The following is a 17165-nucleotide window of genomic DNA, read 5'->3' on the forward strand; positions in this document are numbered from 1 at the left end:
TACAATGTCGGGCTAGATTCCCTGCCTGCCAATGTCCGCGCTCCGCTACGTCCACCTCCGCCTGCATTCCGAATACTCCATCGTGGACGGCATCGTCCGCCTGGAGGACGCCGTCAAGGCCGCCGCCGCCGATGGCATGGGCGCGCTCGCGCTGACCGACCTGGCCAACGCCTTCGGTCTGATCCGGTTCTACAAGGAAGCGCGGGGCGGCGGCGTCAAGCCGATCGTCGGCGCCGACGTGTGGATCGCCAACGGCGACGACCGCGACAAGCCCTCGCGGCTGCTGCTGCTCGTGCAGGACAAGCGCGGCTACCTGAACCTGTGCACCATGCTGTCGCGCGCGTGGCTGGGCAACCAGCACCGCGGCCGCGCGGAACTGGAAGCGGGCTGGTTCGACGAGCCAGGCGAGGAGGGCCTGCCGCTCTCCACGGGCCTGATCGCGCTGTCGGGCGCGATGGGCGGCGATATCGGCCTCGCGCTGGCGAACGCCAACGTCGAAGGCGCGCGCCGCGCGGCGCAGCACTGGGCGCGCGTGTTCCCGCAGCGGTTCTACATCGAACTGCAGCGTGCGGGCCTGCCGGGTACCGATGCCTACGTGCAGCAGGCCGTGCAGCTGGCCGCTTCGATGCAACTGCCTGTGGTGGCCACGCACCCCGTCCAGTTCATGACGCCCGACGATTTCACCGCGCACGAGGCGCGCGTGTGTATCGCCGAAGGCGAGCTGCTGGCCAACCCGCGTCGTGTGCGCAAGTTCACGACGGACCAGTATTTCAAGACGCAGGACGAGATGTGCGAGCTGTTCGCTGACATCCCGTCCGCGCTGCAGAACGCCGTGGAAATCGCGCGGCGCTGCAACCTCACGCTCGAGCTTGGCAAGCCGCGGCTGCCGCTGTTCCCGACGCCCGATGGCATGTCGCTCGACGACTACCTCGTGCTGATGGCGCGCGAAGGCCTCGAGCGCCGGCTCGAGGTGCTCTATCCCGATGAAGCGGTCCGCGCGTCCCGGCGCGACGAGTATCACGCGCGTCTGGATTTCGAGACGGGCACCATCATCAAGATGGGCTTCCCCGGCTACTTCCTGATCGTGGCGGACTTCATCAACTGGGCCAAGAACAACGGTGTGCCGGTCGGACCGGGCCGGGGTTCGGGCGCCGGTTCGCTGGTGGCCTACGCGCTCGGCATTACTGACCTCGATCCGCTCAAGTACGCGCTGCTGTTCGAGCGTTTCCTGAATCCGGAACGGGTCTCGATGCCCGACTTCGATATCGACTTCTGCCAGCACGGCCGCGATCGCGTGATCACGTACGTGAAGGAGAAGTACGGCAAGGACGCGGTATCGCAGATCGCGACGTTCGGCACGATGGCGGCGAAGGCCGCCGTGCGCGACGTGGGTCGCGTGCTCGACCTGGGCTACGGCTTCGTCGATGGCGTGGCCAAGCTCATCCCGTTCAAGCCTGGCAAGCTCGTGACGATCGAGGAGGCCAAGAAGGAAGAGCCGCTGCTCACCGAGCGCGAGAACAACGAGGAAGAAGTCCGTCAGTTGCTGGAACTCGCGCAGCGCGTGGAAGGCATGACGCGTAACGTCGGCATGCACGCGGGCGGGGTGCTGATCGCCCCGGGCAAGCTCACCGACTTCTGCCCGCTGTACACGCAGGGCGCGCAGAACGACGGCATGAGCGGCGTCGTGAGCCAGTACGACAAGGACGACGTCGAAGCCGCCGGCCTCGTGAAGTTCGACTTTCTGGGCCTGACCACGCTGACGATTCTCGACTGGGCCGAGCGTTATATCCGCCGGCTCGATCCGTCGAAGGCCGACTGGAACTGCAGCCATATCCCGCTCGACGACGGCCCCGCGTTCGACATCCTCAAGACGGCCAACACGGTCGCCGTGTTCCAGCTGGAAAGCCGCGGCATGCAGGGCATGCTCAAGGACGCCAAGCCTGACCGCTTCGAGGACATCATCGCGCTGGTGGCGCTGTATCGTCCGGGCCCGATGGACCTGATCCCGAGCTTCTGCGCGCGGAAGCACGGCCGCGAGAAGGTCGAGTACCCAGATCCGCGCGTGGAGCCCGTGCTCAAGGAGACCTACGGCATCATGGTCTACCAGGAGCAGGTGATGCAGATGGCGCAGATCATCGGCGGCTACTCGCTCGGCGGCGCCGATTTGCTGCGTCGTGCGATGGGCAAGAAGAAGGCCGAGGAAATGGCCAAGCATCGCGAGCTGTTCCGCGAGGGCGCCGCGAAGAACGGCCTCTCGGCGCAGCAGGCCGATGACATCTTCGACCTGATGGAGAAGTTCGCGGGCTACGGTTTCAACAAGTCGCACGCGGCCGCGTACGCGCTGCTCGCGTACTACACGGCGTGGCTCAAGGCGCATCATCCCGCCGAATTCATGGCCGCCAACATGTCGCTGGCCATGGACGATACGGACAAGGTCAAGATCCTGTACGAGGACTGCCGCGTCAACGGCATCAAGGTGGATCCGCCCGACGTCAACGCCAGCGAGTACCGCTTTGCGCCGACGGACGCGAAGACCATCCGCTATGGTCTCGGCGGCATCAAGGGCTCGGGGCAGGGCGCGATCGAGGACATTCTGCGCGCGCGCGAGGAGGGTCCGTTCCGCGATCTGTTCGACTTCTGCGAGCGCGTGGACCGTCGTCAGGTGAACCGCCGCACGATCGAGGCGCTGATCCGCGCGGGCGCGTTCGACAGCATCAACGACAACCGCGGCCAGCTGCTGGCGTCGGTGTCGATCGCGATGGAAGCGGCCGAGCAGAAAGCCGAGTCCGCGAACCAGGTTTCCTTGTTCGACCTCATGGACGATGCCTCCGCCGAGGCGCACCGGCCCGAACTCGTCGATGAGCCACGATGGTCGATGAAGCGCACGCTGCAGGAAGAGAAGCAGGCGCTCGGCTATTACTTCTCCGGCCACCTGTTCGACGCGTGGCGCGACGAGGTGCGGCGCTTCGTCAAGGGCACGCTCGCCAATCTCGAGAAGGAAGTGCAGGGCAATGGCGGCGGCTATGGCCGCGACGTGCGCGGCAAGACCATCGCGGGCGTGATCGCGGGCATTCGCACGCAGATGACCCAGCGCGGCAAGATGCTGATCGTCATGATCGACGACGGCACCGCGCAGGTCGAGATGACGGTGTTCAACGAGCTGTTCGATGCCAACCGCCATATGTTCCGCGAGGACGAACTGCTGATCGCCAAGGGCAACGCGCGCCATGACACGTTCACGGGCGGCGTGCGCTTCACCGCCGAGTCCGTGATGGACCTTGTCTCCGCGCGTGCCGAGTATGCCGATGCCGTTTGCCTGCCGTTCAACGGCAATGCATCGACCGAGCGCTTGCGCGAACTGCTGACGCCGTATCTGGCGAACGTCGCGCGCACGCCCGGCGTGCCGGTGGTCATCCGCTACACCAACCGCGCGGCGCAATGCGAGGCGAGGCTCGGCGCGCAATGGCAGATTACGCCGTCCGACGACGCGCTGACCAGCCTCCGCAATGCCCTCGCCAGCGACGGGGGCGACAGTGTGCGCATGATCTATGGCTGAAGCGCAACGCCGCACGCGCATCCTGTTCCACGTCACGCATTTCCTGCATGGCGGTATCGAGACCGCGCTGGTCTCGCTGCTGGCATCGCTCGATCCCGCGCGCTACGAGGTCGGCCTGACCGTGACCTATCCCTCGGAGGCGCTCGAGAACCACTATCGCGCGCGGTTGCCTGCCCATGTCAAGGTGCATGTGCTCGCGCCCGAACGGTGGCTGTCGCATTGCCGGCAGCTCAAGAAGGCGCGCAAGCTCGGGCCGCTGGGGAAGCTGTACGAGGAAGTTCTGCTGCCGCCCGTGCGCAAGCCGCTGATGAATCGCCGCTTCCGTCGCTTCCTGGCCGAAGGCGAGTACGAGGTCGTGGTGGACTACGACATGTCGCTCTCGCGGCTGACGGGGCGGCTGCCCGTGCCGATGATCGGCTACCAGCATTTCAGCGTGGCGCACCTCGCGCAGGGCCATGGCCGCAAGCTGCGCAAGCTGCGGCATCAATGCCGCGTGGACTACGACCGCGTGGTCATGCTCAACGAGAGCATGCTGGCGGATGCGAAGCGGCTGATCCCCGAGGCGGCGGACAAGTTTGTGAAGCTGTACAACGCGTTCGATCTCGCGCGTATCCGCTCGCTGGGGGATGCGGCGCTGACCGGGTTGCCGGACGCGCCGTATATCGTATCGGTGGGGCGGCTCGAAGAGAGCCAGAAGGACTTCACCACCCTGCTGAAGGCCTATGCCCGGCTCGTGCGGGATGGCATTGCCGAAGATCTCGTCATCGTCGGCGAGGGCGCGTCGCGCGCCCAGCTGGAGGCGTTGACGCGCGAGCTCGGGCTCGCGGAGCGCGTGCGGTTTGCGGGCTTCCAGTCCAATCCGTTCGCATGGATGCGTCATGCAAGACTGATGGCGTTCAGCTCGCGCATGGAAGGGCTCGGAAACGTGCTGGTGGAAGCGCTGGCGCTCGATCAGGTGGTGGTGAGCACCGACTGTCCCGTGGGCCCGCGAGAGATGCTCGACGATGGCCGCGCGGGGCTGCTGGTCCCCGTCGGCGACGTGGACGCGCTGGCCGATGCGATGACGCGCGCGCTGCGCGATGCGGCGTTGCGCGAGGCGCTCCTGACCCATGCGAGGGGGTTCGTGGCGGGCTTCGGGCTGGTGCCCACCGCCGAGGCGTTCAGCCGCGTGGTGGCGTCGCTGACCGGTTGTCCTGTTGCCGCGCCTGCTGGCACAGCAGCCACAGCTTGACGTACTTGTAGTAGCTCGCCTGGCCGTTCATCAGCGCCACGCCGAGCCCTTGCGCGCCATCGAGGAACCCGCGCCGGAATATCCACGTGCGCAGGAACGCCCAGAAACCGTGGCCGAGCGCACCCGCCACCGTGGCCGTCTTGCCGCGGCGGAAGGCCTGCTGGGCGCCGAGGGTCGAGTATTGGTCGATCTTGCGCAGGACCTGCGAGAAATCGTCGTAGGTGTAGTGCAGCAGCGGCGTGCGCAGGCGCGCGACGGGGCTATCGGCGACGACGTTCTCGTGCACAAGGTCGTCGGTGAAGCGGGCCCTGCCGACGCGGAACACGCGCGTCAGGTAATCGGGATACCAGCCGGCATGGCGGATAAAGCGGCCGCAGAAGCGCGAGAGGCGCGGCATCTCGTAGGCGTCCGCGTTGCCGGATTCGATCGCGGCAAGGATCTCGTCTCGCAACTCGGGCGTGACGCGTTCGTCGGCGTCGATGGAGAGCGCCCATTCGGTCTGCACCTTGGACAAGGCGAGGTTTTTTTGCGGGCCGAAGCCGGGCCACGTATCGGTCTGGTAGACGTCCGCGCCCAGCGAGCGCGCGATCTCCACGGTGCCGTCCGTGCTACCCGAATCCACTATAATCGCGCGGTCGCACCAGGAAACGGACGCCAGGCACTCGGCGATGTTGTGAGCCTCGTTCTTGGTGATCAGGACGGCAGAGATTTTCATAGAGATGGTGGCGATGGAGCCCGGCCGACCGGTTCGGCGAGGGCGCTCCCACAGACCCGCTATTCTAGCGGGACTTGTGTCCTCCACCGCGCCCCTGCCATCGGCCATCGGCCAATGCCCCCGGATTGAGAAGCACTCCCCGCGCAAACGGGGTGGAGTCAATGTGAAAGATAAGCAAGCACAATCATCGCTGGTCAAGACCTCGCTCCAGGAGCGCGACACGCTGCGGCGCGTCTGGACCTACCTGAAGCCCGAGCTCCGCACCTTCCTCCTCGCGATTCTGGCGATGGGCGTGGTCGCGGCCAGTGAAGGCATCATCCCCAAGATCGTCAACGACCTGCTCGACAAGGGCTTTGGCGGCGCGTACGCGGGCAAGCTCTGGCACGTGCCCGCGCTGCTGACCGGCGTGGCGCTGATCCGCGGCGTGGCGCAATTCACCTCGGGCTATCTGCTGAGCCGCGTGTCCAACAACGTGCTCAAGACGATGCGGCTGCAGATGTTCGAACGCATGCTGCATGCGCCCGCACTGTTCTATCACCGTAACACCGCGGCCTCGCTGATCAATGCCGTGGTGTTCGAGGTGAACCAGGTCATGCAGATCCTGACGGGCGTGCTGATCACGCTCGTGCGCGACTCGCTGACCGTGCTCGCGCTGCTGATCTACCTGTTCTACACGAACTGGCGTCTGACGCTCGTCGTGGCCGTGCTGCTGCCGTCGATCGGCTTCGTGATGTCGCGCGTGAACCGCCGCCTGCGCAAGCTCAATCGCGAGCATCAGGCGATGACGAACACGGCCGCCTATGTGGTCGAGGAAGCGGCCGGCGGCTACAAGGTCGTCAAGCTGCACGGCGGCGAGGCCTATGAGATGGATCGCTTCCAGAACATGGCCGAGCGCCTGCGCGGCTATTCGATGCGCATGGCCGTGGCGGGCGGCCTGAACCAGCCCGTGACGGCGTTCCTGGCATCGCTGGCGCTGTCGGTGATCCTGACCATCGCCGTGGTGCAGTCGCAGGCCAGCCAGACCACCGTGGGCGGCTTTACGGGCTTCGTGATGGCGATGCTGCTGCTGATCTCGCCGCTCAAGCACCTGACCGACCTGAACCAGCCGTTGCAGCGCGGCGTGACGGCCGCGGAGATGATCTTCGGCCTGATCGACGAGCCGATCGAGCCGCGGCAGGGCGGCCTGCCGCTCGCGCGCGCGAAGGGCGACCTGGCCTTCGAGCACGTTGGCTTCCGCTACGGCGATGCCGGACGCGCGGCGCTGACCAACGTCGCGTTCCGGGCCTCGGCCGGGGAGGTCGTGGCACTCGTCGGGCCGTCGGGCAGCGGCAAGACCACGCTCGTCAACCTGGTGCCGCGCTTCTTCGATCCGACCGAGGGGCGCATCCTGCTGGATGGACAGTCCATCGATGCGTTCGCGCTTGCGGACCTGCGCCGCCAGATCGCGTTCGTAAGTCAGGATGTGGTGCTGTTCAACGACACCGTGGCGGCCAACGTGGCCTATGGCGTGCATCCGGGCGAGGCGATCGACATGGCGCGCGTGGAGCGTGCGTTGGCGGCGGCCTATCTGACGGATGTGGTGAAGGGACTGCCCGAAGGGCTGGAGACCAACATCGGCGACAACGGCATGAAGCTGTCGGGCGGCCAGCGCCAGCGTCTGGCCATCGCGCGCGCGATCTACAAGGACGCGCCGATCCTGATCCTCGACGAGGCCACGTCGGCGCTGGACTCCGAGTCCGAGCGCCAGGTGCAGGCCGCGCTGGAATCGCTGATGGTCGGCCGGACCACGCTGGTGATCGCCCACCGGTTGTCGACGATCGAGAACGCGGATCGCATCGTGGTGCTCGAGCACGGGCGCGTGGCGGAGCAGGGCAGCCATGCCGAGCTGCTCGCGGCGAACGGTCTCTATGCGGGGCTGCATCGGATCCAGTTCGCAACGCAGCAGTAAGCCGCAAGCTGGCTGGAGGGGATGGCGGTAAGATGTCTGTGCAGACGGGGACGATACCCCGAGGAGACGCGCATGACAGCCACCCCCCAAGCCACCGCTCAAGCCATCCCCCACGCCATCAGCCGGTTTCCGGTCCCGGCGCTGAAGGACCTGCCTGACGACATCCGCGCGCGGATCGTCGAAGTCCAGGAGAAGGCCGGCTTCGTTCCCAACGTCTTTCTTGCCCTCGCGCACCGTCCCGACGAATTTCGCGCATTCTTCGCGTATCACGACGCGCTGATGCTCAAGGAGACGGGCAGCCTCACGAAGGGCGATCGCGAGATGATCGTGGTGGCCACGTCGGGCGCGAATCAATGTCTCTATTGCGTGGTGGCCCATGGCGCGCTGCTTCGCATCTACGAGAAGAAGCCGCTGATCGCCGATCAGGTGGCCACCAACTACCGCAAGGCGGATATTGCACCGCGCCAACGCGCGATGCTCGACTTCGCCATGAAGGTGTGCGATGACGCGCGCAGCGTGGAGGAAGCCGATTATGCCGCGCTGCGGGAGCACGGCTTCAGCGACGAGGACGCCTGGGATATTGCCGCCATCACGGCGTTCTTCGGCCTCTCGAATCGGATGGCCAATACCATCGCCATGCGTCCGAACGACGAGTTCTACCTGATGGGCCGCGTGCCCAAGGCCAAATAGCCAGCGCTACTTGATGTCCGCGCAGTTGCCGCTCCGCGGGTCGAACAGCACGGGCCACGCCTGCTCGTAGATGCCGGCGGTGCAGTGCTTCTCGCAGCGCGCGTGAGCGAGCGTGACGCGGCGCGGATCCTGCCAGACCATAAGCTTGCAGCCGCTGCCATCCAGCGCCACGAGCTCGATATGCGGTGTCTGCTGCGTCTGTTTGAATTCGGACAGATTGAATTCGCACGAGCCGCGCTTCGATACCCATAGCTTCCAGCTGAGCGTCTTCACGTCGTTGTGAGAGACGCGCATCATCGCTTCTTCCCGGAAGCCGTCCTCCTCCGTGCGCTTGCAGTCGCCGGCCATGTCGATCGCGCGGGCGGGGATGGGCGTCGAGCGGGTTTCAGGCGCAGGGGGGTAGGGCTTGGGCGCTGTCGGGCCCTGCATGGGCTTCGCGCGGTCGGCGAGCATTGGCGGCGTGCAGGCCGCGCAGAGCAGTGTGGCCAGCAGCATCGCTGGCAGGGTGATGCGGGATGACATGGCGACTCCTCTGCGGGCCCTACCTGATTAGTTATAGGGGACCGGCAGAGGAACGTGATTGGTGCAAGTCCCGAGAGCGGCGTCAGGGTTGCGGTCTATAGTCAGAGAATGGACCGCGGCCGATCGACCGATCCACCGATCGACCGATCGGCATCAGGCGATGGCGGCCTGCGGCGCCGGCTGCCGCGCGCGGTCGTGGGGATGGTCCCGATCGGCGTCGATACGGGTGTTTGGATATCCCGCCGCGAAGACGAGCCGTCCCGCCGACCACGTATGCGTGACGAGCGGCTGGCCCGCCACGGTGCTGACGGCGATGACGTCCGCGCGCGCGCCCGGGCGCAGGCGGCCACGGTCGGTGAGCCCGCAGGCATCGGCCGGATTGGAGGTTACGAGCCTGAGGGCCTCGTACAGCGGCATTTCCGCGAGTCGCGCCCCGGCGAATGCGGCGGCGATCAGCGTCGAGGGCTGGTAGTCGGAGCACAGGATGCCCGCCACGCCCGCGAGGATCGCATCGAGCGCACGCATCGAGCCGCTCTGGCTTTTTCCGCGCAGCACGTTCGGCGCGCCGAGGATCGTCGGCAGGGCCACGTCCGTCGCCGCGCGCGCGGTCTCCACGTTGATCGGAAACTCGCTCATGCGCACGCCGAGCGCATGCATCGCAGCGATGCGCTCGGGCGAATCGTCGTCGTGGCTCGCGGTCGGGATGCCGTGCTGACGCGCGCGCGCGAGCAGGCGGTTGACGCGCTCGGGCGCGCCGTCGAGTTCGGCCTGCTTCTTTGCCACCGCGTCCGCCGCTTCCTCGCGCGTCATGCCGTGGTTGCCCATCATGTAGGCCAGATACGCCTCCACGGTCTTGAACTGGCCCTGGCCCGGCGAATGGTCCATCACGGAGAGCAGATCGACCACGCCTTCTTCCATCAGCGCCTCCAGCACGGGCACCGCGGCGGGGTCCGTGACTTCGTAGCGGCAGTGGATGCGGTTATCCACGAGGGCGTGATCGTTGAACGCCGCCACCGTGCGCACGAGCGTGGCGGCGGTGTCGTTGTTGCGCACGCCGAACTGATTGCTCGCGAAGGACAGCGCGTGATACGGCGTGGTGATGCCCGCCGCCGCATTGCGGCGATCGACCTGCGCCACCGCGAAGTCGAGCGGGAACAGCACGCCCGCGCGCGGCTCCACTTCTTTCTCGATGGCGTCGCAGTGCACGTCGATCAGGCCGGGCATGACCGTATGGCCGCGCAGATCGATGACGTTCGCGCGCGACGGCACCTGGGCGGCATCGGGTTCGATCGCGACGATATGGCCGTCCTCGATCAGCAGCGCGCTGTCGTCGAGCAGGCGATCCGGCAGCACGAGGGTCGCGTGCGTAAGGTAGCTAGTGGACATGTCGGAAGTCCGAAGAGAGTGAGAGTCAGGCCGCCGCGATGGTGGAATGGACAGCGGGCTGCAAAGGCAGCAGGCGCGTGGCCACCGCGTCGCGCACGGCCTCGTCGTGGAAGATGCCGATCAGGCAGCGTCCCGCATCCAGAGCCTCGCGGATCAGCGCCACCACCACCGCGCGGTTGTCGGCATCGAGCGAGGCCGTCGGCTCGTCGAGCAGCAGGATCGGATGGTTGCCGACGAGGCCGCGCGCGATGTTCACGCGCTGCTGCTCGCCGCCGGAGAACGTCGCGGGCGGCAGGTCCCACAGGCGGCGCGGGACGTTGAGGCGCGCCAGCAGTTCGGCCGCGCGTTCGCGTGCTTCGGCCAGCGCGGTGCCGCGTTGTTGCAGGGGCTCCGCCACCACGTCCAGCGTGCTGACGCGCGGAATCGCGCGGAGGAACTGGCTCACGTAGCCGATGACGTCGCGGCGCAGGCGCAGGATGTGCTGCTCGGGCGCGCCGGTCAGTTCGATCCACGGGGCGCCGGCGGCGCTGGTGTCGCGCAGGCGGATCAAGCCTTCCGTGGCGAGGTAGTTGCCATAGAGGCAGCGCAGCAGCGTGCTCTTGCCCGTGCCCGAGGGGCCCGACAGCACGAGGCATTCGCCGCGCGCGGCGTCGAAGTCTATCGCCTGCAGAACGGGCAGCCGGATGCCGCCCTGGTTGTGCAGCGTGAACATCTTGCCGAGGCCTCGGACCTCGAGCATGCGTTGGGAGTCGTCGTGCATTGCGATCAGCCTTGCAGGATGGAGGACACGAGCAGCTGCGTGTACGGATGTTGCGGATCGTCGAGAATCTGGTCGGTCAGACCCTGCTCGACCACGCGGCCGCCCTGCATCACGATCGTACGATGCGCGAGCAGCCGCGCGACGGCGAGGTCGTGCGTGACGAGGATCGCGGCGAGGCCGAGGTCGTTCACGAGCCGTCGCAGCAGGTCGAGCAGACGCGCCTGCACCGAGACGTCGAGCGAGGCGGTCGGTTCATCCATGAACACGAGGCGCGGATGCGTGACGAGGTTGCGCGCGATCTGCAGCCGCTGCTGCATGCCGCCCGAGAACGTCGCGGGAATGTCGTCGAGACGCGCGAGGTCGATCTCCATCTTCTCGAGCCAGGCGCCGGCGATCTCGCGCAGGTCGCCGTAATGGCGCTCGCCCACGGCCATCAGGCGCTCGGCGATGTTGGCGCCCGCGCTGACCTGCATGCGCAGGCCGTCGCGCGCATGCTGGCGCACGAAGCCCCAGTCGGTGCGCGCGAGCAGCCGCATGCGCGCGCTCGACAGCGTGGCGAGGTCGGTCAGGCCGTCCTCGCGTACGTCATACCAGACGCTGCCGTGTTGCGGCGGGGCCTGCATGGAGAGCGCCTGCAGCAGCGTGCTCTTGCCGGAGCCGGACTCGCCGACCACGCAGAGCACTTCGCCCGGATACAGGTCGAAGCTGACGTCGTGGCAGCCGTGGAGGCCGTCCCACGTGCGGGTCACCCCGCGGACGGAGAGCAGGGGCGTGGCGCTCATGCTGCGGCTCCTTCGGATGCGCCGTGGCCTGACGTGTGGCCTGACGTGTGGCCGGACTCACGCCGGTCCGCGCAGTACTCGGTGTCCGAGCACACGAACATGCGCGTGCCCGTATCGTCGGTGATGATCTCGTCCAGATAGCTGTCGGTGGCGCCGCATTGCGCGCAGCAACTCGACCACTTCTCCACGGTGAACGGATGATCGACGAAGTCGAGGCTCTTCACCGACGTGTAGGGCGGTACCGCGTAGACGCGCTTCTCGCGGCCGGCGCCGAACAGCATCAGTGCCGGGCTGTTGTGCAGCTTGGGGTTGTCGAACTTCGGAATCGGCGAGGGACGCATCATGTAGCGCTGGTTGACGATGACCGGGTAGTCGTAGGTCGTCGCGATATGCCCGTGGTGCGAGATGTCTTCGTAGAGCTTGACGTGCATCGCGCCGTATTCCGCGAGCGAATGCATCGTGCGCGTTTCCGCCTCGCTCGACTCGAGCCATCGCAGCGGCTCGGGAATGGGCACCTGGAACACCATGACCTGCCCCGCGCGCAGCGGCGTCTCCGGGATGCGGTGGCGCGTCTGCACGATCGTCGCTTCCCGCGTGCGCTCGGTGGTGGCGACGCCCGTCACGCGGCCGAAGAAGCGGCGGATGTTGATGGCGTTTGTCGTATCGTCGGAACCCTGATCGATGACCTTGAGCGTGTCGCGCGTGCCAATGATGGCGGCGGTCACCTGGATGCCACCGGTGCCCCAGCCGTAGGGCAGCGGCATTTCCCGGCTGCCGAACGGGACCTGATAGCCGGGAATGGCCACGGCCTTGAGCAACGCGCGCCGCAGCATGCGCTTGGTCGATTCGTCGAGGTAACCGAAGTTGTAGTGCGCGTCGCGCGCCACGGCGGTCGCCGCGGCTTCACGATCGCTGAATGGACTCACGGACGGGGTCATGCGAGCGTCTCCTCTTGAGGCTGGGGAGCGATGGGTGTATCGGCAACCTCCGCGGCCGCGTGCTGCGCGGCTGGCGCCGATGCGGTCTGTTCCGCGCGCAGGCGGCGCAGCAGTTCGAGGTTGGCCTGGAAGTCGACGTAGTGGGGCAGCTTGAGATGCTGCACGAAGCCGGACGCCTCGACGTTGTCGCTGTGGTAGAGCATGAACTCGATGTCGTTGGCGGGCGCGTCACCCGCCTCGCCGAGTTCGGCCGCGCGCATCGCGCGATCGGCCAGTGCCATCGACATTGCCTTGCGCTCGCCGTAGCCGAACACGAGGCCGTAGCCGCGCGTGAAGCGGGGCGCTTCGTTGGCGCTGCCCGCGAACTGGCTCACCATCTGGCACTCGGTCACTTCGATCTCGCCAATCGTCACGGCGAAGCCGAGTTCTTCGACGAATAGTTCGACTTCGGTGTTGCCGTATCGGATCTCGGCCGCGAACGGGTGCGTGTTGCCGTAGCCGCGTTGCGTCGAATACCCCATCGACAGCAGGAAACCTTCGTCGGCGCGCGCGAGGTTCTGCAGGCGCGCGGCGCGGCCGGCGGGGAGGGTCAGCGGTTCGCGGGTAAGGTCGGGTGGAGCCGGATCGCCCGGCGGGATGGCATCGGCTTCCACCAGCGATTCGGCTTCGAGCAGGGACGTCACGCGCGGCATGGCGGGCGCGGGTTTGCCTGTCGTGGCGTTGGCATTGGCATTGACATCAGCGGTCGGCGTATCCGCCGCGGGGCCGTCATTGCTCCCTTCCACTTCCAGCGAAAAATCGAGCAGCCGCTGCGTGTAGTCGTAAGTCGGCCCAAGCACCTGCCCCCCGGGCACATCCTTGAAAGTGGACGAGATCCGGCGATGCAGCCGCATGGCCCCCGTATCGAGCGGCTGCGTATAACCGAAGCGCGCGAGCGTGGTGCGGTAGGCGCGCAGCAGGAAGATCGCCTCGACCTGATCGCCCGCCGCCTGCTTCAGCGCCAGCGCCGCGAGGTGCGGATCGTACAGCGAACCTTCCGCCATCACGCGCGAGATGGCGAGGGGCATCTGTTCGCGGATCTGCGCCAGCGTGAGTTCGGGCACCGCGGCGTTGCCGCGCCGATAGGCGTCGAGCCGGCGATACGAGTTGAGGATGGCGCGCTCGCCACCCTTGACGGCTACGTACATGTCAGGCCTCCAGATGCGTGGTGCGCGGCAGCGCGCAGAAGCAGTCGCCAGCGGTCAGCAGCAAATCCACGCCGAGCGGAAAGCCCGCGTTATTGGCGCGCCATTGCGCTGGGAAGTCGTTGGGCAGGCCCACGGTGTGCAGCGTCTGCGTGGTTTCGATGCCGGGGCCGCGCAGGATGTAGCGGTCATCGTGCGCGTTGGCATTGTGAAGGGCGGCCACTTCGATGAGCAGCGTCGCCGAGCGATCGGGATAGGCGGGGTCCCCCTGCGCGCATTGCGCGAGGGGCGGCATCGCATAGCCCGCGGGCACGCAGACGAACGTCGCCTGCGCAAGGGTCTCGGCCAGCGGGCAGCCGCAGTGGAAACGCAGGAATGCGCGGGCGGCCGTGCCGATATCGGCGGGCAGCCAGACGGGCGTGTCGCTGTCCGCGAGCGTGAGCAGTAGTGCGGTCATGGCCGGGGAGAGGCCGTCGGGCAAGCCGGTGCTCGCAACGGGCAGCGGCTGAACGGTGCCGGGATGTGCGAACGCATCGAGCGCCGCGCGGAAGACCTGTTGCGCGTTATCGACGGGATCGTCGAAGCCGGGCAGCAGCGACGGACCCGAAGCAGCCGTGAGAGTCTGGGAATTCAGGGTGGCCATGGTGGCGTGTGCGGGAGTATTGGGCGCGATGCTGGCGGTCATGTCAGTCCTCGCCGCGCGCCATCGTGAAGAACTCGACGCGCGTGCGCGCGGCCTCGGCGGCTTCGCGCGTGGCGCGGGCCGCGAGGGCGGCGTCGAGCGGCGCGATGACGGCGGTGTGCACGCGGTCGTGCCATGCCGGCAGTTGCAGCAGCGCGTCGAGAACGGCCGCGCGTTCCGCGTGGCGCGCGCCGCGGCCGCCGCAACCCTGAAGGTAGGCCACGCCCGCGATGCCATCGGCGTCCAGCACGACCGCGCAGCGCGTGACCGACATCTCGCCGAGATTGAACTGCGCGCCGGTGCCGCCGGCGCGGGCGCGTACCATGGCCATGCCGCTCTCGGGCTTGCGCAGGAAGCGGTAGGTGGGCATCGGCGCGCCTTCGCCAGGGGAGGCGTCCCACAAGCGGTCCCATGCGGCGTCCAGCGCGTCCGGGCCGGAGAGCGCGAGGATGCGCATCCATGCGGCGCGGGCGCTGTTTGCGCTATCGGCCATCCCGCCGGTATCCTGGGTCTTCATCATTTACCCCTATACGTCTATACGTTTAGATGTACACTAACACAACTGGGCGCTACTAGACCACACGCGGATGACGCTTTGATGACGCGCCGGATGATGCGCTCCACCTCACAATCCACCCCGCACATCGGCTCGCGGCCCGCGCCGCGCTGAGGCACAATCGCATGGTTTTGATGAATGCTTGATGACACGAGGCGGGACGAGATGTCTGAACGGGAAGTCGAACGCGGCTCCGGGGTGGCCGTGTGGCGCCAGATCGGTGAAGCGCTGGCGGATGACATTCGCAACAAACTGTATGGGCCTGGCGAGCAGCTGCCGCCGGAGCCCGAGCTGGCCACACGATTCGCGGTCAATCGCCATACGATTCGCCGTGCGATGGGCGAGCTGGAGCTCAGCGGGCTGGTTCGCATCGAGCAGGGGCGCGGCACGTTCGTGCAGGAGCATGCGATCGACTATGCGATCGGCCGGCGCACGCGTTTCTCGCGCAACCTTGCGGCGCAGGGCATGCGGGGCCACCTGGAGATCGTCGAATCGCAGTTGCTGCGGGCGCCGGAGGTCGCGAAGCATCTTGGCCTGTCTCGCACGGCGCAGATCCTGCATGTGCAGATGATTGGCAAGGCCGAAGACCGGACGATCGACGTGGCGGAGCATTATTTCGATCCCGCGCGGTTTCCGGAACTTGCCGAACGGCTCCACGAGACCCACTCGATCTCGCGCGCGCTGTCGCATTACGGCATTGCGGACTACACCCGCAAATGGTCGCGCATCACGGCAGCCATGCCCTCCGCACCGGTCGCGCGCCTGCTGAGCCAGCCGAAGACGCGGCCCGTGTTGCAGGTGGAAGCGCTGAACGTGGACCTCGATGGCGAGCCGCTGCAGTACAGCATGACGCGGTTTGCGGGCGACTGGGTGCAACTGACGGTCAGCGACAACGACTAGTAACGAACGAATGGTAATTTGGGGGCGCGCGGGATGTGTGGCGGGCCTGGCTTAATCGTCTAGACATCTGTTTGTCATGTCTCAACGGTAACGTGACGTTCATGCATACGACCTCCTACACCCATCCGCCGCTCGCCGGCATCACGGGCCGCCGCGTGCTGGGCACGGGCGGTATCGCTCCCGCAACGCTCGGCATCGACGGGACGCGCCTGGCCGAACAGCCGTCGCGCGGCGGCGCCTGCATCGACGCGGGCAACCTGCTCGTGCTGCCGGGCATCGTCGATATCCACGGCGACGCATTCGAGCGTGCGGTCATGCCGCGCCCCGGCGTGAGCTTTCCGTACGCGAGCGCGCTGATCGACGTCGATCGCCAGCTGCTCGCGCATGGCATCACCACCGAGTTTCATGGCGTTACGCTGTCGTGGGAAGGCGGATTGCGGGGAGAAGCCTACGCGCTGCGTATGTTCGACGCGCTCGCACAGCTTCAGCACACGCTCGGCGCCTCGCACCGCGTGCATCTGCGCTTCGAGGCGTACCACCTGTCCGGCCTGGACACCGCGATGTCGTGGATTGCCGATGGCCGCGTGGGCCTGCTTGCGATCAACGACCATCTGCCGACGACCGCGCGCCGCATGACCGACGAGCGCAAGATGGCCCAGTACGCCGATCGCGCCGAGTGCGACGTGGAGACGTTCCGCGAACGCCTGCGCGCGGCCAGCCGCAATGCGCCCGACGTGCCCGCCGCGATGGCGCGCCTGATCGCCGCCGCGCGCGCGGCCGGCCTGCCCGTGGCCTCGCACGATGACCCGGATGTGGCCACGCGTCAGCATTACCATCAGCAGGGCTGCGCGATCGCCGAGTTTCCGCTGACCGTCGACGCGGCGCGTTCGGCGCGCCAGCTTGGCAACGAGACGGTGTTCGGCGCGCCGAACGTCATGCGCGGGCAGAGTCATACCGGAGCGCCCAACGCGACCGAGATGGTCGGTGCGGGGCTGTGTACGGTACTGGCCTCCGATTACTACTATCCCGCGCCGCTGCAGGCTGCCTTCAAGCTTGCGCAGCTTGGGGTGGTGGACCTCGCGAGCGCGTGGAACCTCGTGTCGCGCAATCCCGCGCGCGCGGGCGGGCTCACCGACCGCGGCGTGCTGCTGCCGGGCCTGCGTGCCGATGCCATCCTCGTCGATGACAGCCTGCCGGGGCTGCCGCGCGTGTGCGCCGCGATCGTCGGCGGCCAGTTGCGGCACGCGACGCTGCCGCTGACGCTCGTCGATGCGGACACGCTCGCCACGGGCCGCGCCTCGCTCGCGGCTTAAGC

General features: G+C 67.2%; 15 protein-coding genes. 6 read left to right on the forward strand and 9 right to left on the reverse strand.

What is annotated here, in order from left to right; genetic code table 11:
• The first annotated feature begins 31 nt into the window (after nt 1–31).
• Both dnaE and KHP16_RS16995 read left to right on the forward strand, forming a co-directional pair.
• On the forward strand, nt 32–3556 hold the full coding sequence (gene dnaE, locus KHP16_RS16990) for a DNA polymerase III subunit alpha (RefSeq protein WP_121490616.1): 3525 nt from the start codon (nt 32–34) through the stop codon (nt 3554–3556).
• Nucleotides 3549–4787 carry a glycosyltransferase gene (locus KHP16_RS16995; protein ID WP_211960720.1) on the forward strand — a complete coding sequence of 413 codons (1239 nt, stop codon included), beginning with the start codon at nt 3549–3551 and terminating at the stop codon, nt 4785–4787. Before dnaE ends, KHP16_RS16995 begins: the two co-directional genes overlap by 8 nt.
• Here KHP16_RS16995 and KHP16_RS17000 read toward each other — a convergent pair.
• On the reverse strand, nt 4717–5502 hold the full coding sequence (locus KHP16_RS17000; RefSeq protein WP_211960721.1) for a glycosyltransferase family 2 protein: 786 nt from the start codon (nt 5500–5502) through the stop codon (nt 4717–4719). The two genes, KHP16_RS16995 and KHP16_RS17000, sit on opposite strands and share 71 nt — an antisense overlap.
• A 13-nt stretch (nt 5503–5515) precedes the next feature.
• Here KHP16_RS17000 and msbA point away from each other — a divergent pair, with 13 nt between their 5' ends.
• A complete protein-coding gene (gene msbA, locus KHP16_RS17005; protein ID WP_407935141.1) occupies nt 5516–7450 on the forward strand; it encodes a lipid A export permease/ATP-binding protein MsbA in 1935 nt (644 codons plus the stop codon).
• Between the two features lie 72 nt (nt 7451–7522).
• Nucleotides 7523–8140, forward strand: coding sequence for a peroxidase-related enzyme (locus tag KHP16_RS17010; RefSeq protein WP_109580424.1), 618 nt, complete (start codon nt 7523–7525; stop codon nt 8138–8140).
• Nucleotides 8141–8146: 6 nt separating this feature from the next.
• On the opposite strand, the gene KHP16_RS17015 is transcribed toward KHP16_RS17010, so the two are convergent.
• The 8 genes from KHP16_RS17015 to phnG form a co-directional block, all read right to left on the reverse strand.
• Nucleotides 8147–8662 carry a hypothetical protein gene (locus KHP16_RS17015; protein WP_109580425.1) on the reverse strand — a complete coding sequence of 172 codons (516 nt, stop codon included), beginning with the start codon at nt 8660–8662 and terminating at the stop codon, nt 8147–8149.
• A 153-nt stretch (nt 8663–8815) separates the two neighbouring features.
• Nucleotides 8816–10048 carry an alpha-D-ribose 1-methylphosphonate 5-triphosphate diphosphatase gene (locus tag KHP16_RS17020; RefSeq protein ID WP_211960722.1) on the reverse strand — a complete coding sequence of 411 codons (1233 nt, stop codon included), beginning with the start codon at nt 10046–10048 and terminating at the stop codon, nt 8816–8818.
• 25 nt (nt 10049–10073) lie between these two features.
• Complete coding sequence (gene phnL / locus KHP16_RS17025) at nt 10074–10808, reverse strand: phosphonate C-P lyase system protein PhnL (protein WP_109580427.1); 735 nt, start codon at nt 10806–10808, stop codon at nt 10074–10076.
• 5 nt (nt 10809–10813) lie between these two features.
• The gene (gene phnK, locus KHP16_RS17030) at nt 10814–11590 is read right to left on the reverse strand and encodes a phosphonate C-P lyase system protein PhnK (RefSeq protein WP_109580428.1); all 777 of its coding nucleotides are present in this window, start codon (nt 11588–11590) and stop codon (nt 10814–10816) included.
• The gene (locus KHP16_RS17035) at nt 11587–12528 is read right to left on the reverse strand and encodes an alpha-D-ribose 1-methylphosphonate 5-phosphate C-P-lyase PhnJ (protein WP_280528136.1); all 942 of its coding nucleotides are present in this window, start codon (nt 12526–12528) and stop codon (nt 11587–11589) included. The genes phnK and KHP16_RS17035 overlap by 4 nt, the downstream gene beginning before the upstream one ends.
• A complete protein-coding gene (locus KHP16_RS17040; RefSeq protein WP_109580430.1) occupies nt 12525–13715 on the reverse strand; it encodes a carbon-phosphorus lyase complex subunit in 1191 nt (396 codons plus the stop codon). Before KHP16_RS17040 ends, KHP16_RS17035 begins: the two co-directional genes overlap by 4 nt.
• Nucleotide 13716: 1 nt before the next feature.
• On the reverse strand, nt 13717–14355 hold the full coding sequence (gene phnH, locus KHP16_RS17045; protein ID WP_109582590.1) for a phosphonate C-P lyase system protein PhnH: 639 nt from the start codon (nt 14353–14355) through the stop codon (nt 13717–13719).
• A 43-nt stretch (nt 14356–14398) separates the two neighbouring features.
• Nucleotides 14399–14914: a phosphonate C-P lyase system protein PhnG gene (phnG, locus tag KHP16_RS17050; RefSeq protein WP_373561885.1), complete on the reverse strand. Its 516-nt coding sequence runs from the start codon at nt 14912–14914 to the stop codon at nt 14399–14401.
• Between the two features lie 201 nt (nt 14915–15115).
• Between phnG and phnF the strand changes: the two genes are divergently transcribed.
• Nucleotides 15116–15850: a phosphonate metabolism transcriptional regulator PhnF gene (gene phnF / locus KHP16_RS17055; RefSeq protein WP_109580431.1), complete on the forward strand. Its 735-nt coding sequence runs from the start codon at nt 15116–15118 to the stop codon at nt 15848–15850.
• 101 nt (nt 15851–15951) lie between these two features.
• A complete protein-coding gene (locus KHP16_RS17060; RefSeq protein ID WP_121490622.1) occupies nt 15952–17163 on the forward strand; it encodes an alpha-D-ribose 1-methylphosphonate 5-triphosphate diphosphatase in 1212 nt (403 codons plus the stop codon).
• Nucleotides 17164–17165 lie beyond the last annotated feature (2 nt).

It is taken from the genome of Cupriavidus plantarum, assembly GCF_905397285.1.
In the GTDB taxonomy this organism is placed as follows: Bacteria; Pseudomonadota; Gammaproteobacteria; order Burkholderiales; family Burkholderiaceae; genus Cupriavidus; species Cupriavidus plantarum.